Source organism: Phycicoccus sp. DTK01 (assembly GCF_017312765.1).
In the GTDB taxonomy this organism is placed as follows: Bacteria; Actinomycetota; Actinomycetes; order Actinomycetales; family Dermatophilaceae; genus Phycicoccus; species Phycicoccus jejuensis.
On the sequence record NZ_BOPU01000015.1, the window covers coordinates 11,105 to 30,845 of the forward strand.

A 19,741-nucleotide genomic window follows, 5' to 3' on the forward strand; every position below is an offset into this window, starting at 1 on the left:
CCTTCCTCATTCGCTCAGCCGTGCTTCCATCATCGCCTTCGCGATGGGTGCGGCGACCGCACCACCGCCGGTCTCGCTGTTGGCCGTCCCGCCGTCCTCGACGACGACCGCGACGGCGATCTTCGGGTCGTCCGCCGGGGCGAACGAGATGAACCAGGCGTGCGCGCGCCGGCCGGTGCCGTGCTCCGCGGTGCCGGTCTTGCCCGCCACCGACACGCCCTGGATCTGCGCCCGGGTGCCCGAGCCCTCCTGCACGACACCGACCATCATGTCGGTGAGGGTCGCGGCGACCTCGGGAGTCACGGCCTCCGACAGCTCGGTCGGGTCGGCTGACTCGATGACCGACAGGTCCGAGCCGATGACCGACTGCACGAGGTAGGGCTGCATGACGACGCCCTTGTTCGCGATGCCGGCCGCGACCATCGCCATCTGCATCGGGGTGACGCGGACGTCGTACTGGCCGATCGACGCCTGCGCGAGCTGCGGCTCGTTCATCTCGGCGGGGACGCTGCTCGGCGTCACCCGCATCGGGACGGTCGGCGCGTCGCCGAAGCCGAACTTCGCGGCCTGCTCGCGCAGCGCGTCGGCGCCGATCTCCATGCCGGCCTCGCCGAAGGCGGGGTTGCACGAGACGACGAGGGCCTGCTTGAGCGTGATCCGGCCGGACGGGCTGCAGGGCACGTTGCCGTGGTTGGGCAGGTCGGTGTCGGTGAGCGGCAGGTCGAGCGAGGCGCCGCCGGGCAGCTCGGAGTCGGCCGTGTACTTGCCGCTGGTCAGCGCGGCCGCCGCGGTGACGACCTTGAAAACCGACCCCGGCGGGTAGAGGTCGCCGGCGATGGCGCGGTCGACGAGCGGCCGGCCGTCCGCCTTGAGCAGCGACTGGTAGTTGGCGTCGACCTTGCCCAGGTCGTGACCGGCCAGCGTGTTGGGGTCGAACGAGGGGTGGCTGACGAGCGCGAGGATCGCGCCGGTCTTGGGGTCGAGGGCCACCGCGGCGCCGCGCGCATCGTCGATGCCGTCGGACGCGGCCTTCTGGACGGCGGCGTCGAGCGTGGTCTCGACGGTGGCGCCCTGCGGCCGGCGTCCGGTGAAGAGGTCGGAGATGCGCCGGTAGAAGAGCTTGTCGCTCGAGCCCGACAGCAGCTCGTTCTCGGACTGCTCGAGCCCGCCGACCGCGCCGTAGAAGGAGTAGAAGCCCGTGACGTGCGCGAAGAGGTCGGCGTCGTCGTAGGTCCGCTGGAACTTGAACTCGTCGTCGGTCGGCACCGACTTCGCGATCGGGGTCTGCCCGACGAGGATCTCGCCGCGCTCGCGGGCGTACGTGGCGAGCAGCGTCCGGCGGTTGTCCGGGCGGCCGTTGAGGTCGGCCGCAAAGACGTACTGGATGAGCGTCGTCGAGACGAGCAGCGCCGCGAAGAGACCGGCGACGAGGAAGGAGAGGCGGCGGACGGGGGCGTTCACGACAGCTTCACCACCTCGGTGCGGGCCTCGCCGACCGCGCTCTGCGCGGACTCGTCGGGCAGCGGGCGGCGGGCGTGGTCCGAGATGCGCAGCAGGATGGCGAGCAACGTCCAGTTGGCGAGCAGCGAGGAGCCGCCCGAGGAGAGGAAGGGGGCCGTGAGACCGGTCAGCGGGATGACCCGGGTGACGCCGCCGACGACGACGAAGCACTGCAGGGCGAGCGAGAACGAGAGGCCGGCGGCGAGCAGCTTGCCGAAGCCGTCGCGCGTGCCGAGCGAGGTGCGCAGGCCGCGCTCGACGAGCAGCGCGTAGAGCACGAGGATCGCGAACAGCCCGACGAGCCCGAGCTCCTCGCCGAAGCTCGGGATGATGAAGTCCGACTCCGCGAGGTAGGTCAGGTCAGGGCGCCCGCGGCCGAGGCCGGTGCCGACCATCCCGCCGGCGGCCATCCCCATGAGTCCCTTGGCGAGCTGGTCGGAGGTCTGCAGCGCCTCGGGGCTGAAGGTGTGCAGCCACAGCAGGACCCGGACCTGGACGTGCGCGAACGCGAGGTAGGCGACGTACGCGCCGGCCCCGAAGAGCCCGAGGCCGATCGCGATCCACGACACCCGCTCGGTCGCGACGTAGAGCATCGCGACGAAGAGGCCGAAGAAGAGCAGCGACGAGCCGAGGTCGCGCTCGAAGACGAGCACGCTCAGGCTCGCGAGCCACGCGATGAGGATCGGCCCGAGGTCGCGGGCGCGCGGGAGCGTGAGGCCGAGGATCTTGCGGCCGGCGACCGACAGCGCGTCTCGCGTCTGCACGAGGTAGCCCGCGAAGAACACCGCGAGCGAGATCTTGGCGATCTCACCCGGCTGGAACGAGAACGGCCCCAGCCGGATCCAGATGCGCGAGCCGAACTCGGAGGTGCCGATGACCGGCAGCAGCGGCAGCAGCAGCAGCGAGAAGCCGGCGACTCCCGCGACGTAGGTGTACCGGCGCAGGATGCGGTGGTCGCGCAGCACGACGAGCACCGCCGCGGCGATCGCGACGGCCAGCGCGCTCCACATCAGCTGGCGCAGCGCCACCCCGTCGGCGATGTCGCGGCCTCGGGCGATGTCGACGCGGTGGATCATCACGAGGCCGAGGCCGTTGAGGAGCGTGACGATCGGCAGGAGCAGCGGATCGGCGTACTTCGCGCGCCAGCGCAGCACGACGTGGAAGGCCAGCGACACACCGAGGTAGCCGAGCCCGAGCGCAGCGAGGCCGGGCGGCACCGTGCCGGTCGTGGCCAGGCCGAGGTTGACGTAGGCCAGCCCGACGATGCCGACCGCCCCGAGCACGAGGACGAGCTCGGTGGTGCGGCCGGAGCGCGGCGCGACGGACGAGACGGTGCTCATGCCGGCGGCGGGACGGTCGGGGTGGACGTGGTCGAGAGCGACGGCAGGCCGCTCGACGACGCCGACGGGGACGCGGACGGCGAGGGGGAGGCGGACCCGGAGGGGGACGCCGACGGGGACGCGCTGGGGCTCGGCGGCGTCCATCCGGGCTGGACCGTGCGGCACTCGTCGCCCTGGCTGCGGGCGTAGCGGCACGCCTCGGCCTGGAGGCGTAGCTCGGTGACGCGTGCGTCGGCGTCGGCCCGGCTGCTCGCCTCGATGCCGGCCTCGATGTTCTGCTGGTAGGAATCGGGCAGCTCGTCGACGGGGATGGTCGTCGCGTACTCCGGGGAGTGCAGCGAGATCGGGCCGAGGTCCTGGTCGACCCCGCGGAAGACCGTGACGACGCCGTCCTGCTCGCCGAGGTAGTACTGCTGCTGCGACCACGCATAGGCCGCGTAGGAGCCGCCGGCGACGACGACCGCGGCGACGACGAGGGCCGCGACGACGCGCAGCACCGTGCCGCGGCGGGTGCGCGGGCCCTCCTCGGCGAGGGTGACGCCGTCATCGTCGGTGTCGTCGTCCCCGCCGGTGGCCGCCTTGCTCAGCGCGGCGGCCTTCTCGGCGGGGGTGACCGGCACCGGGCGCGTGCCGCGGCGGCGCTCGGCCGCGGCGCCGACGACCTGCGGCTGAGTGGGCGGGGCGTCGACCTTCGCGATGTCGACGAGGTCGCCGACGATGACGGTCACGTTGTCGGGGGCGCCGGCGCGCAGAGCGAGGCCGACGAGCCGCTCGGCGCACTCGCCGGGGTCGCGGGTCTCGCGCAGGACGTCGTCGACGGTCTCGCGCGCCACGTAGTCGGTGAGGCCGTCGGAGGCGATGAGGTAGCGGTCGCCGGCGCGCCCCTGGCGCACGACGAGGTCGGGCTCGTCCTCGTCGCTGCCGGTGAGCACGCGGGTGACGAGCGAGCGCTGCGGGTGGGTCTTCGCCTCGTCGGCGGTGATGCGTCCCTCGTCGACGAGGTTCTGCACGAACGAGTGGTCCTTGGTCACCTGCGTGACCTCGCCGTCGCGCAGCAGGAACGCGCGCGAGTCGCCGATGTGCGCCAACGCGATCCGGTCGCCGGTGCGCAGCATCGCGATGAGCGTCGTGCCCATCCCGTCCAGGCGCGGGTCGTCGTCGACGGCCGTGCCGATCTCGCGGTTGGCCTCGCGGATGCGGTCGAGCAGCGCCTGGCTCGCGTCCCGCCCGGACAACGACTCGCCGTCGAGGTCGACGAGGGCCGCGACGACGGTCGAGCTCGCGACGTCACCGCCGGCGTGCCCGCCCATCCCGTCGGCCATCGCGAGGAGGTGGGGGCCGGCGTAGCCCGAGTCCTCGTTGTTGGACCGCACCATGCCGACGTCGGAGCGTGCCGCGTAGTGGAAGGCGAACGGCATCGGCTACCTCTGCAGCTCGAGCGTCGTCTGGCCGATGCGCAGCACGCTGCCGGCCGCGACCTCGCGCGGCTCGGTCAGGCGGGTCGCCCCGAGGTAGGTGCCGTTGGTGGAGCGCAGGTCCTCGACCATCCAGCGGCCGTCGTCGCCCTCGAAGATGCGGGCGTGCCGGCCGGAGGCGTAGTCGTCGTCGAGGACGAGGGCGCACTCGGGGCTGCGGCCGATGAGCGTGCCCGAGGAGCGCAGCGGCAGCGTCGTGCCGGAGAGCGGGCCGGCGGTGACGACGAGGCGGGTCGGGCCCTTGGACGCCTTCGGCGGCTTGGGGGTGCGCTCGCGGCGGGGGGCGCGCGGCGCGGGGTTGCCCTTGGCCGGTGTGGTGCCCGCCCGCTTGCGCACGCGCGTGCCGTAGAGGTCGCCCCGCAGGACGCCGACGACCGCGAAGACGAACGCCCACAGGGCGACCAGCAGCCCGAGCCGGAGCACGGTGAGGGTCAGCTCGCTCAGCATCGCGGGGTCACCGCCGCCCGGCGCGGAAGGTGACGGAGGTGCGGCCGACGGTGACGCGGTCGCCGTCGGACAGGTGCGTGCTCGTGATGCGCTCGCCGTTGACGAACGTGCCGTTGGTCGAGCCGAGGTCGCGGATCGTCGTCACGAAGTGCGGGCCGTCGGTGGTCACGCGCAGCTCGCTGTGCCGGCGCGAGATGCCGGGGTCGTCGAGGATGATGTCGGCGCTGTCGTCGCGGCCGAGGATCGTCATCGCGCCCATGAGGGGGTAGCGCTCGCCGTCGACGTCGAGCCACGGGCGGTCCGCCGGGTTGACGCGGCGCGGGCGGGCCGGCGGGGCCTGCTGCTGGTTCGGGCGGGTCGGGAGGTCGTCGGCCTCGGCGGCGGCGGGAGCCGGCGCGGCGGCTGCTGCGGGCGGGGCGGGAGCGACGGGCGGGGCCGGGGGGCGCTGGTGCTGGCCGGTGTGCCCCGTGGGGCGGGGGCGCGAGGCCTTGCTCGGGCGCAGCCGGAAGACCCCGGTCTCGAGGTCGTCGTGCTCCTCGAAGACGATGTCGAACGGCCCGGCGGGCTGGTAGTGCTGGCCGTCGCAGTGCTCCTCGGCGGCGGCGACGAGGTCCTCCTCGACGCTCTTGAGGTCGGGCTGGAGCCGGTCGAAGTCACCGGGGCTCAGCTCGATGACGAAGACGTTGGGGACGATCGCGCGCCCCGAGGAGGTGACGGCGCGGTCGTCCATCGCGCGGCGCATGTTGCTCGCGATCTCGACGGGGTGCACGGCCGAGCGCAGGTGCTTGGCGAAGGTGCCCTGGACGGCACGTTCGATGCCCGCCTCGAGGCGGTCGAGCAGTCCCACGGCGCACCTCCTCGTCGGTCACGGGCCGGCAGACGTCGCTCCAGCCTATCCGCCGGGGCTGGACGCGCCCTGAACGCGTGCGCCCGCGCGCGAGGCGCGTCGGCGGCGTCGGCTGGCTAGCGTGGAGCCATGGTGGACCGGGTGCAGACGCTGAGACCGCGCGAGGTGCCGCTCGGAGGGCCGCGCGCGATGACGGTGCGGCGCACCCTGCCGGCCAAGGAGCGCTCGTTCGTCGGGGCGTGGTGCTTCGCCGACCACTACGGGCCCGACGACGTCTCGGTCAGCGGCGGGATGGACGTCGCGCCGCACCCTCACTGCGGCCTCGCCACCGTCTCGTGGCTGTTCTCCGGCGAGGTCGAGCACCGCGACTCCCTCGGCACCGTCGCCGTCGTCCGTCCGGGCGAGGTCAACCTCATGACGGCCGGACGGGGCATCTCGCACTCGGAGGTGTCGACCGCGGGCACGCGCGTGCTGCACGGCGCGCAGCTGTGGGTCGTGCTGCCGTCGGCCGCCGCGTCGGTCGAGCCGCGGTTCGAGCACCACGTGCCGGAGGCGGTGCATCCCGCGCCCGGGGTCGAGGCGCGCGTGTTCGTCGGGTCGCTCTGGGGTTCGCGCTCGCCGGTACGGGTCGAGACCGCGCTGCTCGGGGTCGAGGTCGTGCTCGAGGCCGGGGCCTCGGTGGCCCTGCCGGTGCCGGACGAGTTCGAGGTCGGGGTGCTCGTCGACCGTGGGTCCGTGGACTTCGCCGGGGCGCCGGTGGCCGCGACCGAGCTGGGCGTCGTGGAGGCGGCCTCGGCGGACGGCGACGGGGTGAGGGACGGACGCTCGCTCGTGCTGACGGCGGGGGACGAGAGCGCCCGCGTCCTCGTCCTGGCCGGCGAGCCCTTCGGCGAGGAGATCGTCATGTGGTGGAACTTCGTCGGGCGCTCGCACGACGAGGTCGTCGCCGCCCGCGAGGCGTGGGAGGCCGGCGCCGACGGGTCGTCGGGCCGCTTCGGCCGGGTCGAGGGCTACGAGGGCGACGTGCCACGCATCCCCGCGCCCGGCCTGCCCGGCGTGCGGCTGCGCTCGCGGGGCAACCGAGGCCGGCCCGACCGCCCCCAGACCGAGGCCGAGCCGATGTCCTGAGCAGGCCGCTCCGGGGGTCGCTTTGGTCGATCGGGCATCCATCGGGCACACTGGGACGGCTCATCCGAGCACCACGCGCAAGTGGCGGAACGGCAGACGCGCTGTCTTCAGGTGGCAGTGTCCTTACGGGCGTGGGGGTTCAAATCCCCCCTTGCGCACAGATCAGTGGGAGATCTCCCACGTAGGCCGAGGGGCCCAGGACCACCTGGACTCCTCGGCCTTCTCCATGTCCGCGGACGGTCCGGCCTCCGCTGAGGCTGTCAAGCACGTCCTCGCCGCATGGGCGATTGCGCCGCCCGACGACGAGCGGACGGACGCTCTCGTGACACACACACTCGAAGAGCACCTGAAGAACACCGCCACCGGCTCCCGCTTCGCAGGACGCCTCGCCCCGACCATCGACACGGTCGCGTCCGCGCGCGAGAAGGGCACGACGGTCAACCGCACCGTCGCTGCCACCCGCGGCCCCGCACCGGTCGTCCAGCTCACCCTGCCGGCCCCCGCGTCCGCGAACGGCACGCGACCCCGGTCGGTCGGAAGCACCCGCACAGTCCGCGACGGCGTCCCTCGCGTTCTCGCCCTCGGGCCTCTGGACGACCGTGGTCGCGTCAACGCCGCCAAGCCCATGAGCGCCCTCGGCTGGAGCGCGGACACCGAGCTCTACGCCATCGAGCTCGGGCAGGGCCTCGTGGTCCGCCCCGGCACGAGCGCTCACCCGGGCGCGCAGCCGGCCACCAGCGACGGCAAGCGCCTTCGCCTCCCCGTGCCGTCCCGCGCGGCGCTTCGTGTCGAGGCCGGCGACGACGTCATGGTCATCGCCGTCCCCGGCCGAGACGAGGCCTACGTCGTCAGCGGGAGCGACATCGCGCAGGCCCTGTGCGACCCGACTCCTGACCAGCCGGCTCTCAGCGCCTGACGGCCCCTCATCGCCGATTGCGCCCCCCACCACACCCCGAACCATCCACTCCCGCCGGAACGAACCGGCCCACAACCAAGGAGAACGACATGAACCACGACACCACCTCGACCCAGACCATCGACACCACCGCCCTGGCGGCCCTGGTGAACGCCGCCGTGCGCGACGCCATGGCCGGCGCGAACATCGAGCCGCTCACCATCGCCGAGGTCGCCAGCGAGGCGCTCGAGCGCATGAGCGAAGGCAGCCACCGGGCCCACAAGACCTACATCGACCTCCTCACCGACGGCTGGCAGCACCCGAACGACCCCTCGCTTCGCTGGGCCGGGCTCGGGGCCCTGATGGCCCACGAGGTCCGCACCAAGGACCTCGACCTGCTCCTGGGCGCCGTCCAGGCCCGGGCGGCGCTCGCGTCCGCCCAGAAGCGGACCCAGCGCCTGACCCAGGGCCGCACCGAGCAGGGCGTCGGCGGCGCCTCCGCCAAGAACAACGCCATCTCGGCCTGGCGCGCCGTCTTCAAGTACGCCGCTGCCAACCACCACATCGACCCCGAGCGCAACCCGTCCCAGAACGTCGTCAAGGTCACGCGAGGCAACAGCAGCCGACGGCCCCTCAAGGCAGCCCACCTCGACAGCCTCCTGCTCGTTGCCCGCAGCACCGGCGACGACCCCGAGCTGGACGAGCTCATCTGCTGGTTCTTCCTCATCACCGGCGCCCGCCGCAACGGCCTGCTCGCCCTCACCCGCGGTGACATCAACAAGGAGGAGTGCACCGTCGCGCTGCACGAGAAGCACAAGAAGGCCGACCTGCAGCCCGTGCCCGACTGGTTCATCGACGTGCTGCTCGAGTTCGCGGACTCCCGCGGCGCGACCGGGCCCGAGGACCAGATCTTCCGCAAGAAGGCCTCCCGAAAGCAGGGCCCTCGACCCATCACCTCGCGCCGGCTCGACAACCTCTTCCAGCGCATCCAGACGACACTGTCCTGGGCCGACCAGGCGCAGGTCACCGCTCACACCCTCCGCCACCACGCCATCGGCGTGGTGGCAGAGGCCAGCCGCCCGCAGGTCGGCCGGGCCTTCGCGCGGCACACCGCGAGCTCGGACGCCCACTTCCGATACGCCATCGGCACCCCCGAGGAGGTCGCCGCGGTGGTCATCCGTCTCCACGGCGGCAACCACCCGTGGGTCACCCACGGGCAGCGCTGAGACGGCACTGCAGGTTTCTGAGCCGAGGAACATTCCGGCTGCTGCGCGCGGTTAGTGGACCACGATGAAGAAGTTGATGATGAGGTTGACGACGAGCTTGAAGTTGAGGTTGACGACGAAGGTGAACTAGTCGATCATGGAGGCAAGCCCTCCCCCTGCTGGGGGGTTGGGAAGTGTGAGCCAGGACCCCCGCCGGAGACGGGACCTGGCTCTCGCGCTGTCTGGGTATCAGCGCAAGAGGAGGTCTACCTCATACACCTGGTGCTCGATGAGAGATGCCCACTCATCAGTTTCCCCGGTCCGTTTGCATGACATGGCGCCGGCCACGACGTCCGGAAGCCAGAGCATCGGCTCTTCAGACGGCAGGGCGAAGTCCACTCGAATGTTGTTGGTGATGATTCTGCGCCCACGCATTCGATCGACCGTGGTCAGGTCACGGCGGTTTAGGGACTGCGTTCGGTTCTCGACCCACACCTGCGTCACTCCGAGCTTGTCAAGCTCCCACAGCAGCAGCTCCATGCACTGTGCTCTCGCGCGCTCCTGCTTCCTCATGTCCGCGGGGGTGCCGATGATGACGACGGACTCGAGGTCGCACTCAGCGACGACGCCCGTGATCTTCCTCCGACGCGCGTCCGCTTCCGAGTGCCAATGGAGTTTCGGTTCACCGGGAGCCTTGAACGGGCGCAGGGCCGCTCTTGAGGACTCGCAGGCGCTTGGGTCTGCCAGGACCGCCGCCAGAAGGTACAACGACTGCTGCGGGGTGAAGCGCATCGACTCGTCCACCCAGGCGTGCACCACTTCGGCGTTGCCGGCGGGAGAGGATGCAGGGGACACGCGTCCATTGTGGGGTGGGGCGCCGACGGCACCTACCTGACCCTGTGTCTGACCAGAACAGGGTCACGGGCTCCGGCCCGGCGTCGCAGCGGCTTCTGACCTGCGCTGATGGCGTCGTGACGGCCTCGCGCGGGACGTCTGGCGGCGTAGGGTCGCCGGGAACGCACGGCATTGGGGCCCAGCCGGGGTCGCCGGCGACTGGCAGAGGGGACGTCGATGGGGTGGCTCGACCGGTTCAAGGGCAAGGCGACGAGGGCGGCTGCTCCGGCGGCGGGATGGCATCCGGCGCCGGACCGGCCGGGGAGCCTGCGGTGGTGGGACGGCTCGGCGTGGAGCGAGCACTACAGCGACGGCGCAGCGCGCCCCGCGGAGCCGGACACACAGAGGCCGGGTGCTGCTTCGCCGGCGAGGGCAGAGACGGCGGCCGCGGAGTCGACGAGCGCGCCTGCAACGACGGAGCCGGCCAGGTCGACGCGCCGCCGCGCCAACGGTGAGCCGAACGGCAAGCCCGTGAGCGGGTGGGGCAAGCCGACCGTCTGGCAGAACGTCGTGGGCGAGCAGCACTACCGCTCAGCCTTCACGACGTTGCTGCGCGCCAGCGGCCGCAAGCTCGAGGAGTACGGCACGGAGCTTCAGGACCAGGCGGCGCTGGTGGTCGCCGAGCCCGGCAACCGGTACGACACCAACGCGGTCGCCGTGTGGGTGGGCGGACACCGGGTGGGCTACCTACCGCGCGACACGGCGGCCCGCTACTCCCCCGCGCTGCAGGACCTCGCCGAGGCGGGGATGGTGCTCGAGGTCTCGGCCAGGGTGTGGGTCGCCCCGCGCGGTGACGACCGCGGCGGCAGCGTGACGGTGATGCTGCCGCCCGAGGACGGCGTGCAGCCGTTCAACGCCCTCCCTGAACGTGCGCACACGGTGCTGCCGCGCGGGACGGCCATCCAGGTCACTGGCGAGGAGCGGCACATGGACGTGCTCGGTCGCTACGTCCACGACCGCGGCCGGCACCTGGCGTTGACCCTGCACCTGGTCGACGAGGCCAAGACCGAGCGCTCCACCCCCTACCGCGCCGTGGAGGTCCGCCTCGACGGTCACCGCGTCGGGGTCCTGACCAAGGCGACCTCGGACAAGCTCGCCGACCTCGTCACCTACGTCTCCGAGCGCGGGAGGGAGACCGTCGCCCGGGGCTTCTTGCAGGGCTCCGCGTTGCGCGCCGAGCTGACCCTGCACGTGGCCAAGTCCCACGAAGTCCCGGGGCGGTGGCTGGAACGAATCCAGCCGGCCGACGGCGCCGCACAGGGCTAGGTCGGGTCCGCCCCGAACTTGGCCTCCAGGCAGGCGGAGAGGTCCTGGACAGCGGGCTGGATGTAGTGGCGGCGGGTGACGTTAGCGCTGCGGTGCCCGAGCAGGGAGGCCGCCGCGTCTTCGTGCAGGGCGTGGGCGACGGTCGTGGCGACGGTCTTGCGGAGCGTGTGCAGCGCGACCCAGTCCACGGACGTACCGCGGCGGGCCGCTCGCCAGCTGCGGCGCACGTTCGAGGGCCGCATGTGCGTTCCTGTGCTCGTGCAGAAGACCGGGGCGTGCGGGTCGGGGCCGCCAAGGCGCGCGCGACGCCGAGCGAGCACGGAGACCGTGAAGGGAGGCAGCGCCAGTGTCCGAGCGCCAGCCGCCGTCTTGGCAGTGGCCTGCCGCCAGGCCGCCCCGTCGACCGCCTCGACCATCGTGCCCGTCACCCGCAGCACCGGCCGCGGGGAGTCGAGGTCGAGGTCCTGCCAGCGCAGCGCGAGGACCTCACCGATGCGCAGCCCTGTACCGAGGAGGACCTCGAGCACGTCGCAGAGCGCCCGTGCCCCGGCGGCGCCGGTGCTGCGTTCCCAGGCCTGCGCGGCCGTCCTTACGGCGGCCACGTCCGAAGCGGTCAGGGCGCGGACCTCCGGCTTGCTCGCGGGTGAGGCTCCGTGGGTAGGGACGGGGTTGGTGGCGATGGCGCCGTGGCGGACGGCGATGTCCAGCAGCTGCCGGAGCAGCGCTCGCACCTCCCGTGGGATCTGCACGAACTGTGACTCGAGGCGGTCCAGGAGCCGTTCGACCCTGGCCGGTGTGAGCTCGCCGAGCTGCAGGGCGCCGAGTGGGGGCGCGACGTGTCGCCGGTAGCACCACGTGAGGTGCTGGAGGGTCTGCGGACGCAGGCGGCGCTCAGCCGTGCTGTGCCACCGCTGCCACAACTCGTCCAGCCGTGTGCGGGAGGTGACCTCGGCGGTGGTCGGCGCCGCCCGGTTGGCCAGCCGGGCACGCAGGGCTGACTCGGCTCCGGCACGCGTGGACCCCGTGGCGGTGACCTGCCGCAGCACGCCGTCCTCGTCGCGGGTGGCGGTGTTGGCGCGCCACCGCCCCCCATCCAGACGGCGAGTGCTGACGCTCCCATGCGAGCCGACGGGCAGACGTGGCCGGGCCATGGACGAACCTCCTGCAAACGGTGGACGTCAGTCAGGGGTGCCGGCTGTCGTTGCTGTGGGCAATGAGCGCAGCTATTGCGGGGGCCGCAACACGACCGTGGCCATGGCCAGCGCCTCCTGCAGGTTGGCCGGAGTCACCGCGCACAGGCGAGCGGCGACACGAACGGTGTCGAGCTCCTTGGGCGTGCAGGCGACCAACGCCTGATGCAGGCCCGCGAGGAGTTCGAGGCTCGCCGCAGGATGCCCGGCCCGGCGCGGTGACGGCGCCCCGGACGCCTCGAGCAGGCGGGTGACCTCTGACGGCTCGAGCAGCGCCGCGATAACGCCCGCGAGGTGCGCGATGAGGTCGTCAGCAGCGCTCACCCGGTCTCGTCATCGAGCTCGACGAGGGCGGCGGCGGTCAGGCACGATGCGCCGAGCTCACGCAGGCCGAGGGCGAGCTGCTCGAGCCTGTCCCATGCCTCCTCATCGGTCGGGAAGGGCCGGCGGTGCCCTTGTCGCCACAGCTGCAAGGCCAGGCGGACCGGCACCGTGGGCAGGACGTCCGTGTCGGGGCAGGCGTGGTCGTGCAGCAGGCAGGTGGCCGGGCGGGAGGTCAGGCTCCCGCAGACCACGCAGTGGCGGCAGTCCTGAACCGACCCCTGGGACGTGGGCGCGATGAGGAGCACCTGGGTGCAGGTGTGGGAGAGGACCTCGTGGCACCGCTCCCCGCAGATCTCGTACCGAACGCCCGCGACTGCGACCACGTGGACACGCTGGTGATGGAACGTGATGACGAGCCTCCGGAGGGTGCGCGATGGAAGTGCGCTTCCTCGGGTGCCGGAGTGTTTCCGCAGGTCACTGCCGCGCCACACCGGTTCCCGACACGCCGGGGGTGTCCCCGCGGCGTCGTACGGTGGCTATGGAAGTACTACGCCTCGGCACCCGGCCGAGGTGGCGGGCTCCGAGGCGTAGGTCGAGCTGTCGTAGGCCACCGACCGTACAGGGTCCGTCGCGGTGCTTCCTGTTGGGGCCTCAAGGTCCCGGGAAGGCAGGACAGCATGACCTCCTACCGCAGCGCCAAGAGCGGGCGCTACATCAGCAAGGCGGCCGCGGCGCGCAGCCCGCGCACGTCCGTCCAGCACCAGTCCGGCTCGTCGGGAGCCTCCGGCTCGCGCAGCGCCATCACCGGCCGGTTCGTGACCGACGCGACGGCGCGTCGTCACCCGGACACGACCATCACGGAGCGGTGACCGGGCGCCGGGGACCAGGGCAACCTGGTCCCCGGCGACCCGCCCTTCATGAGGCACACCAAGATCCAGCCGCCGCCAGAGCGCCGGCTGAGCGTTCGTGAGCTCGCCCAAGAACTAGGGCTCACCAGTAAGGAAGTCCAGGCGCTCCTGGCTTCCATCAACGAGCACGCGCCGAGCGCGTGGACCCAGCTCGAGCCCCCCGTGGTGCGCCGCGTGCGCTCCCTCGCGGGGGTGGACGAGCCGCCACCAGCTCCGGTCGCCCCACCGCAGGAGCAGCCTCCCCGGAGGCCGTCGGGTCTGGCCCCGCCGACACCCAGGCCGCGACGGGAGAACAACCCCCTGCGCGACCTTCCCTCCGTGCAGGGTCGTGACGAGCGAGCAGGCCACGTCGGTTCCTCCCGCGACTCACCGGGGGGTCAGGGCGTCCGCATCCAGCGGGCCGGCTTCAACACCCCGGACGAGGCCACGCCGGCATGGGAGTACCAGGAGTGGCTCCTCTACGGCTTCGCGGAGGTCGAGCGCGACGCCTGGACGGCCGAGGGCTTGCGTGTCGCTCAGGCCAAGGTGGCGCGCGACCTGCGTGACGCTGGTCTGGTCCCGGCCGACCTGCAGGTGCAGCTCTACGGGTGGAGCGTCGCGGCGCGCGTGGCGCAGGGCGAGGGCGCCAAGCACGTGGCCCGGATGCTGCGTCGGCAACGCGCCGCCGAAGAGAGCGGCTAGACCGGGTGGCCCGGTAGGCCCCCACGCCTGCCGGGCCACATCGGCCCCCTCATCCCACCCGGCTCCGGCGGCCTCTCCTCATCGAGAACGTCCCGAAGGTCCGCCACGCGGTTCAGCCGCAGCTGGCGCGGTGGAGCCGGCGCAGCCCGGCGATGTCGCCGGCTCCGAGCCCCGGGGCGCCGTAGGGGCCCATAAGCTGCTGGGTGCGGCTGGGCACGTGGTCCAGGCCCAGGGTGTGGCCGAGCTCGTGGGCCAGGACGCTGGCCATGCCGTCGACCGCGAAGCCCGGTCGCAGGTGGGCCTGGGTGTTGACCAGCACCACGCTCGTGCTCAAGCGCCAGTGGGCATTGTCGACGAGCGGCTGGACCTCCGCGGTCGCGGCCGCGAGGGGGTCGTCGAACCCGCGCACGCCGGGGCGGGCGGAGGCGATGAGCACTTGGGGTGCGCCGCCTCCGGGGTGGTGGCCGGCGCGGGTGGGGACGGCCCGGGTGTAGACGACCTTGAAGCGGTAGCCGCTGGCGCGGCTGACTCGCCGCACGGCCTCGCGCAAGTCCCGGGCGGTGTGCGCGGGCAGGCCACGGCGGTTCAGGGCGACGATGATGGTCCGGCAGGGCCAGACCGCCTTTGGGCGGCCGTGGACGGCCCCGTGCAGGAAGCGGTAGTCGCGGGCGTGCTTGCGGCTGAGGGCAGCCGGTGTGGGCTTCGGGCGTGCCTTCGCCGCCACCGTAGCTCGCGGCGCCTTGGTCTCGGCGGGCGTAGGCATGTCGGTGGTGGCTGCGGGGGTTGCGAGCAGGACGGCGGCGAGAGCGGTCACGGACAGGGCGCGACGCACGGGGTCTCCTTCGGGCGGGGGCGTGACGGCCGGTCAGGGTGCGGCCCTCTCGGAGGCGCCGCACTGCCCATGCCGGGCCTCTGGATCGCTGCGCGCAGACGAGGGCGTGGCCGGCTTCGGCGTTGGGCGAGTTGGTTGGCTGGGTTGGTGATGTGTGGCACCCGGGTGCATGCCTGGGCGAGGGCCGGGACGGAGGTGACGGCGGATCGACCCACTCACTCCCCCTTGGGGGGTGTGAGAAGGAGTGGGTCGAAGCATCGCCAGCGCTGAGCGCCGGACCGCTGTTCGACAAGGGGCTCGGCAGGGTTCAGTACGCGGGCGACGCGGGACCTGGCCGCCTTGTCCGCCCCCGGAACCGTCCGGTGTAGCCCGATCGGGTGACCCCGAGGGCTCGAGCTCCTGGCTGGCGGTGGCGTGGCCGGCATCGAGGCACGCCGGATGGCCCGCTCCCAGGGATCGGGGCGGGCTCATGGTCGAGCGGGGGCGGGGGGCCTAGCTGCGGACGCCGGGGTGCCGCTCGAGGCCGCAGCCGATCAGCTCCAAGCGCTCGGCGCGTGCGCGGCGCTCCTGCTCGTCCCGGGCGCGCTGCCGGTCGCCGGCACCGGCCGTCCCGGCCTCGACGGCGCAGGCCGCGAGCTGGGCCTTCAGCTCACTGGGCGTGCTGGCCGTGAGGACGAACTCGTGGGTGTTGTCGTCGCGTCGCACGAGTCCGGCGCGGACGAGCTTGCCCAGGTGGTGCAGGGCGCTGCGGCGGCTGGTGGACAACCACTCGGCGAGGGTGGCCACGCCCAGACGCCGGCTGGCCGCCACGAGCCCACCGACTCGCAGCGTGCTCTTGCCGAGGGCCCGCCAACGGCCGGCGTCGTGTGCTGGGTTCCACTCGGGTCCGGCCGCGGGAGCCGCTTCGTTGAGCGCTTCGGCCGGCTGTGCGTCCGCGGGGATGCACAGCCGGAAGACGCGTGCGGTGGTCGCCGTGTGCTGCCGGATGACCTTCAGCCAGCCGGCGGTGACGAGGCGGCTGAGGGAGATGGCCGCCGTCACGGGGGTGACGCCGATCTTCAGCGCGGCGGCTCTCTTGGAGAGCCCGATCTCGACCTTCTTGGTGCGTTGCGCCACATCTGCCAAGGCCTGGGCCATCGCGTGGTCCGTGCCACCGGCCTGGCCCTTCCACGGGTGCCGGTTGATGGCGTTCGCCCACTGCTCCACCTGCGGCTCGCTCGTGCGAGCGTCGCGCTGGCCAACCCAGACGGTGGCCTTGCCCCACATGCGGTCGATCTCGCGCTGACGACCCTCGGGGCTGAGCCGGTTCAGGGTCCTCGCGCACGGTAGACCGTGGTTGTTCAGCAGGCGGTCCAGCACGTCGCGGGTGGAGCCCATCGAGACCAAGCCGGTAGCCAGCGCCATCCGGGTGTTCGACGTCGAGAGGTAGCGCCCGCCGCCGGTCCCGTCCTCGCTCACGGTCGCAGACAGCACTTCGGCGCTGAGGCAGCGGCCGCGCAGCGCCGCGACGAACCTGCGGGGCGTCTGGGTGGGCGCGCCGGACCCGCAGGTCTCCAGCGCCGCCAGTGCTTCGCTGGCGTCACCGATGACCGTCGCTGGCGCGTGGTCCGTCAGCCGGTGGGGGGAGCCCGGTGGGCGGATACCTTGGTCGCGCACGTCCAACCCCTGCGTGCGCGCCCAGTCGGCGGCGTCCTCCCGAAGGATGCGCGATGCCCGGTTCACGCCGAACACCAGGTAGAGGTGCCGGTGGCCCTTCCGGCCCGAGTCCACCACGACGTACTTCAGGCCGGACTCCTCGGCGCACTCCACGAGCTTGTCGATCGCGGCGGAACGGACGACGTTGACACTCACGTCCCAGGTGTGGTCCTCGTCGAGCACCAGCAGGCCTCGGCTCGGCGTCAGCATGTAGGTCTCACCGCTGCGCACCGTCTCCTCGAGGTTGGTCTCGCGCACGCTCGCGTTGTCCTCGTTCAGCAGGCGCAGCCGGCGGTTGTCGGGGTGGACGATGGAGTTGGCGAAGGCCAGGCGCAGGTCGTCGTCGTAGGTCATGCGCCGGGACCGTCCGGGCTCTTGCGGTGGCCGCAAGGAGTCACCCGTACGGGCTACCCAACGCGGGTGGAGCCGAGGTCTTGGGTAGGGAGCGGGACGTGGATGAGCCGGGCGCCGGACCCGGCGTCGTAGGTGATCGTGACGTGATCGTCCCGCAGCTGGCTCAGCCCGTACTCGACGGTCCGGGTGCTGCGGCCGCACAGGATGGCCAGCTCCGTCGTGGACAGGGTGACCACCCGCCCGTACAGCTCGGCCTCACGCTGAAGGACGGCCAGCACCCGCCGGCCTGCGGCCTTCACCGCCGACCCCGGCGCGCCAGCCGGTCGATGAGGCGGTACGGGGTGTGCATGGCAGCTCCAAGGGAGATGGTGCGGGCGGGGGTCCAGCACCACGGTGCGCGGGCCGCAGCCGGCGACCACCAGGACGCACTGATGTTCGCGGATGCGCACCACCGGGGCGGCCCCATGGTTCGCACCCGTGATCCCCTCCTCCTGTTGTTGGGTCACGCGCCACCCCGTCCGTGGGGAGTTGCGCGCACCCACCGGACTGGCGCCACTGCGCGGATCCGGACCGGATCAACGTTGCCCACACCAGCGGTGCGCCCCATCCGCGCCGGCACGCCCACAGGACAGCGATCCCCAGGGGGTGCGCCACCCCGGCGCACCCCGATCCATGGGTGCACACTTATGGATCGCTCAGGGGATCGCCCGCACCCGTCTCAGGCGTGCCGCGTCCGGCGACCCCACCGGCCACGCCGCGCGCCCGACGCAGGACGCTCGAGGAACCGTTCGACACGCACCACCGGAACGCCCCCGATCCGGGCCGTGTACCCCCACACGGACGGTGGGCCGTCAGGCTCGGTCCGCACGGGCACGACGAGGCCGCCGGCCGCTGGTGCCGGTGTAGTCCCCTCGTTCACCTTCGGCGCTCTCGGCGACAGGTCCTGCTTCTCCGGTGTCGACGTGGGCAGCGCCTTCTCGGCTGATGCGGACGCGCTCATCGGCTTCGGCTTCGGCTTCGGCCCGAACCTTCTCTGCGCAGCTTGGTAGGACACGCCGAGGGCGTCCCCGACTCTCTCCCAAGTGGCCCCCTCGAGGCGGGCGACGGTCACGAGCTCGCTCTGCAGAGACGTCAGCTCAGGGATGAGCTCGGTCGCTGCCTTCAGCCGCTCCTCCCAGCTCTCCGTCTTCGAGAAGGCGGTGGCGCACAGGTCCTGCGGGCTTCGCGTCGTTTCCATACCGCCACTCGTCCGGCACCGCACAGGCCGCGCAATCCCCGGACGGACTACAACAAGGGTTGAACGCACTCAACGTGTGTTGAGACCAACCGGCGGCATCCTGTGGTCGCCGCTCTCAGCCCTGCTGAAGGCGGTTGCGTCACTCGGTCAGGCCCTTCATCGTGGCGATCTCGCGTTCCTGGGCCTTGGTGATGGCCTCGGCGAGGGTGCGAACCTCGGCGTCCTTGGTGCTGCTGAGGACGTCCTGGGCCATGGTGATGGCGCCTTCGTGGTGGGCGATCATCATCGTGAGCCACTGGCGGTCGAAGTCGGTGCCGGTAGCGTCCTTGAGCGAGGCCATCTCGGTCTCGCCCATCATGCCGGGCATGCTGTGGTTCATGCCGGCGCCGGCGGGTGCGCCCCAGGAGGTGAGCCAGCTCTGCATGGTCTGGATCTCGGGGTCCTGGGCGGCCTTGATGTCGGTGGCGAGGGCGCGCACCTGCTCGGAGGCGTCGGCCTTGGCGTCGAGGGCGAGGTCGGCCATCTCGACGGCCTGCTGGTGGTGCGGGATCATCATCTGCGCGAACATCACGTCGCCGGGCGCGCCCTGAGCCGCCGAACCACCGGCCGTGGCGGACGCGCTCGAGGAGGACATCCCGGTCATCCCCGGCATGTCGGAGTGGTCGGTGTCGGAGCCGCAGGCGGCGAGCAGGGTCGCGGCGGTGAGGACGACGGCGCCGAGCGCGAGTCGACGGGTGGTGGAGGGCACGGGTGTCCTTCGGGTGTGGAGAACAGGAACTCCGCCACCGTCTCGCGGGCGTGCGGTCGTTCCCCGAAGGCTCCATGAAGGTTCGATGAAGAAGCTCGACGGCCCGGTCAGGTGACGTAGCCGAGCGTGGTCATCATGCCGGTCTCGGCGTGGTAGGCGTTGTGGCAGTGGGCGGCCCACTGGCCGGGGTTGTCGGCGTCGAGGTCCAGGAGCAGTCGCTGCATCGGCCGCAGCAGGACCGTGTCCTTGCGGACCCCGCTGCCGCGCACGGAGAAGGTGTGCCCGTGCAGGTGGAAGGGGTGGACCATCATCGACATGTTGCTGACGGCCAGCGAGACCCGCTCGTTCGAGCGGACCTCGAGGGGGTCGGTGTCGGGGAAGCTGCGGCCGTTGATGGTCCAGCGGTAGGGGTTCATCGATCCGGACAGCACGAGGTCGTGCGTGCGGTCACTCTCGCGGGCGGCGAGCGTGGTGCCCGCGCGGGGACGCAGGCTCTCGAGCGACAGGACGGTGCCGGACGTGGTGGTCGCCGCTGCGGAGGCCGAGGGCGTGCCGCTCGCGGTCCGCACGAGGGCCAGGGCCTGCCCGTCCTTGCCCTCGGGGGTGGCCGTGAGCAGGAAGGCGCCGTCGCCCAGGGTGACAAGCAGGTCGTAGCGCTCGCCTATCGCGATGAGGAGCGCGTCGCCCTCGACCGGCTGCACGGGCCAGCCGTCGCTGTGGGTGACCGTCAGGCGGTGGCCGGCGAGGGAGAGCCGGAAGACGGTGTCCGAGGCGG

At 72.3% G+C, this 19,741-nt stretch carries 20 protein-coding genes, 1 tRNA gene and 1 pseudogene; 8 read left to right on the plus strand and 14 right to left on the minus strand.

Annotated features, from left to right (window positions below; genetic code table 11):
- Positions 1–6: 6 nt before the first annotated feature.
- The 5 genes from J3473_RS18975 to J3473_RS18995 are packed head-to-tail and all read right to left on the minus strand — an operon-like array spanning position 7 to position 5,609.
- Entirely contained in the window at positions 7–1,461 is a 1,455-nt protein-coding gene (locus J3473_RS18975) for a penicillin-binding protein 2 (protein ID WP_207025363.1), read from the minus strand.
- Positions 1,458–2,840 carry an FtsW/RodA/SpoVE family cell cycle protein gene (locus J3473_RS18980; RefSeq protein ID WP_207025382.1) on the minus strand — a complete coding sequence of 461 codons (1,383 nt, stop codon included), beginning with the start codon at positions 2,838–2,840 and terminating at the stop codon, positions 1,458–1,460. Before J3473_RS18980 ends, J3473_RS18975 begins: the two co-directional genes overlap by 4 nt.
- Positions 2,837–4,258: a PP2C family serine/threonine-protein phosphatase gene (locus J3473_RS18985; protein WP_207025364.1), complete on the minus strand. Its 1,422-nt coding sequence runs from the start codon at positions 4,256–4,258 to the stop codon at positions 2,837–2,839. The genes J3473_RS18980 and J3473_RS18985 overlap by 4 nt, the downstream gene beginning before the upstream one ends.
- Before the next feature lie 3 nt (positions 4,259–4,261).
- On the minus strand, positions 4,262–4,759 hold the full coding sequence (locus tag J3473_RS18990) for an FHA domain-containing protein (RefSeq protein ID WP_207025383.1): 498 nt from the start codon (positions 4,757–4,759) through the stop codon (positions 4,262–4,264).
- Positions 4,760–4,769: 10 nt separating this feature from the next.
- Positions 4,770–5,609 (minus strand): DUF3662 and FHA domain-containing protein, encoded by an 840-nt coding sequence (locus J3473_RS18995; protein WP_207025365.1) that lies wholly within the window; start codon positions 5,607–5,609, stop codon positions 4,770–4,772.
- A 141-nt stretch (positions 5,610–5,750) separates the two neighbouring features.
- On the opposite strand from J3473_RS18995, the gene J3473_RS19000 reads away from it, so the two are divergent.
- The 4 genes from J3473_RS19000 (at position 5,751) to J3473_RS19015 (ending at position 8,858) form a co-directional block, all read left to right on the plus strand.
- Entirely contained in the window at positions 5,751–6,737 is a 987-nt protein-coding gene (locus J3473_RS19000; RefSeq protein WP_306790199.1) for a pirin family protein, read from the plus strand.
- Positions 6,738–6,812: 75 nt separating this feature from the next.
- Positions 6,813–6,895 (plus strand) — tRNA-Leu (locus J3473_RS19005).
- 164 nt (positions 6,896–7,059) lie between these two features.
- Complete coding sequence (locus J3473_RS19010) at positions 7,060–7,653, plus strand: hypothetical protein (RefSeq protein ID WP_207025366.1); 594 nt, start codon at positions 7,060–7,062, stop codon at positions 7,651–7,653.
- A gap of 89 nt (positions 7,654–7,742) precedes the next feature.
- Complete coding sequence (locus J3473_RS19015; RefSeq protein ID WP_207025367.1) at positions 7,743–8,858, plus strand: site-specific integrase; 1,116 nt, start codon at positions 7,743–7,745, stop codon at positions 8,856–8,858.
- A 228-nt stretch (positions 8,859–9,086) separates the two neighbouring features.
- Here J3473_RS19015 and J3473_RS19020 read toward each other — a convergent pair whose 3' ends face one another.
- Positions 9,087–9,692, minus strand: coding sequence for a hypothetical protein (locus tag J3473_RS19020; protein WP_207025368.1), 606 nt, complete (start codon positions 9,690–9,692; stop codon positions 9,087–9,089).
- A 216-nt stretch (positions 9,693–9,908) separates the two neighbouring features.
- Here J3473_RS19020 and J3473_RS19835 point away from each other — a divergent pair.
- Together J3473_RS19835 and J3473_RS19025 are read left to right on the plus strand one after the other, a co-directional pair.
- Positions 9,909–10,049, plus strand: a pseudogene (locus tag J3473_RS19835) (DUF2510 domain-containing protein); the annotation flags it as partial.
- Positions 10,050–10,202: 153 nt separating this feature from the next.
- Positions 10,203–10,997: an HIRAN domain-containing protein gene (locus tag J3473_RS19025; RefSeq protein ID WP_242525970.1), complete on the plus strand. Its 795-nt coding sequence runs from the start codon at positions 10,203–10,205 to the stop codon at positions 10,995–10,997.
- Here J3473_RS19025 and J3473_RS19030 read toward each other — a convergent pair.
- The 3 genes from J3473_RS19030 to J3473_RS19040 all read right to left on the minus strand — a co-directional run bounded on the left by J3473_RS19030 (position 10,994) and on the right by J3473_RS19040 (position 12,894).
- On the minus strand, positions 10,994–12,043 hold the full coding sequence (locus J3473_RS19030; RefSeq protein WP_207025370.1) for a tyrosine-type recombinase/integrase: 1,050 nt from the start codon (positions 12,041–12,043) through the stop codon (positions 10,994–10,996). The genes J3473_RS19025 and J3473_RS19030 overlap by 4 nt on opposite strands.
- A 177-nt stretch (positions 12,044–12,220) precedes the next feature.
- A complete protein-coding gene (locus J3473_RS19035) occupies positions 12,221–12,511 on the minus strand; it encodes a hypothetical protein (RefSeq protein WP_207025371.1) in 291 nt (96 codons plus the stop codon).
- On the minus strand, positions 12,508–12,894 hold the full coding sequence (locus J3473_RS19040; RefSeq protein ID WP_207025372.1) for a hypothetical protein: 387 nt from the start codon (positions 12,892–12,894) through the stop codon (positions 12,508–12,510). Before J3473_RS19040 ends, J3473_RS19035 begins: the two co-directional genes overlap by 4 nt.
- Positions 12,895–13,188: 294 nt before the next feature.
- Between J3473_RS19040 and J3473_RS19045 the strand changes: the two genes are divergently transcribed.
- Complete coding sequence (locus tag J3473_RS19045) at positions 13,189–13,380, plus strand: hypothetical protein (protein ID WP_207025373.1); 192 nt, start codon at positions 13,189–13,191, stop codon at positions 13,378–13,380.
- 357 nt (positions 13,381–13,737) lie between these two features.
- Positions 13,738–14,100, plus strand: coding sequence for a hypothetical protein (locus tag J3473_RS19050; RefSeq protein ID WP_207025374.1), 363 nt, complete (start codon positions 13,738–13,740; stop codon positions 14,098–14,100).
- A gap of 112 nt (positions 14,101–14,212) precedes the next feature.
- Here J3473_RS19050 and J3473_RS19055 read toward each other — a convergent pair whose 3' ends face one another.
- The 5 genes from J3473_RS19055 to J3473_RS19075 form a co-directional block, all read right to left on the minus strand.
- The gene (locus J3473_RS19055) at positions 14,213–14,932 is read right to left on the minus strand and encodes a hypothetical protein (RefSeq protein WP_207025375.1); all 720 of its coding nucleotides are present in this window, start codon (positions 14,930–14,932) and stop codon (positions 14,213–14,215) included.
- Between the two features lie 492 nt (positions 14,933–15,424).
- Complete coding sequence (locus tag J3473_RS19060; RefSeq protein WP_207025376.1) at positions 15,425–16,981, minus strand: hypothetical protein; 1,557 nt, start codon at positions 16,979–16,981, stop codon at positions 15,425–15,427.
- A 53-nt stretch (positions 16,982–17,034) separates the two neighbouring features.
- A complete protein-coding gene (locus J3473_RS19065) occupies positions 17,035–17,280 on the minus strand; it encodes a hypothetical protein (RefSeq protein ID WP_207025377.1) in 246 nt (81 codons plus the stop codon).
- Positions 17,281–18,357: 1,077 nt separating this feature from the next.
- Positions 18,358–18,966 carry a DUF305 domain-containing protein gene (locus J3473_RS19070; protein ID WP_242525971.1) on the minus strand — a complete coding sequence of 203 codons (609 nt, stop codon included), beginning with the start codon at positions 18,964–18,966 and terminating at the stop codon, positions 18,358–18,360.
- Between the two features lie 107 nt (positions 18,967–19,073).
- Positions 19,074–19,741: multicopper oxidase family protein (locus tag J3473_RS19075; RefSeq protein WP_207025378.1), on the minus strand; the 668-nt coding region annotated here is incomplete at its 5' end.

What these genes read in the sequence shown, in the direction of transcription:
- J3473_RS19045 (WP_207025373.1), top strand. Translation starts at nt 13,189, where the DNA reads ATGACCTCCTACCGCAGCGCCAAGAGCGGGCGCTACATCAGCAAGGCG.
- J3473_RS19060 (WP_207025376.1), bottom strand. Translation starts at nt 16,981, where the DNA reads ATGACCTACGACGACGACCTGCGCCTGGCCTTCGCCAACTCCATCGTC.
- J3473_RS18980 (WP_207025382.1), bottom strand. Translation starts at nt 2,840, where the DNA reads ATGAGCACCGTCTCGTCCGTCGCGCCGCGCTCCGGCCGCACCACCGAG.
- J3473_RS18985 (WP_207025364.1), bottom strand. Translation starts at nt 4,258, where the DNA reads ATGCCGTTCGCCTTCCACTACGCGGCACGCTCCGACGTCGGCATGGTG.
- J3473_RS19015 (WP_207025367.1), top strand. Translation starts at nt 7,743, where the DNA reads ATGAACCACGACACCACCTCGACCCAGACCATCGACACCACCGCCCTG.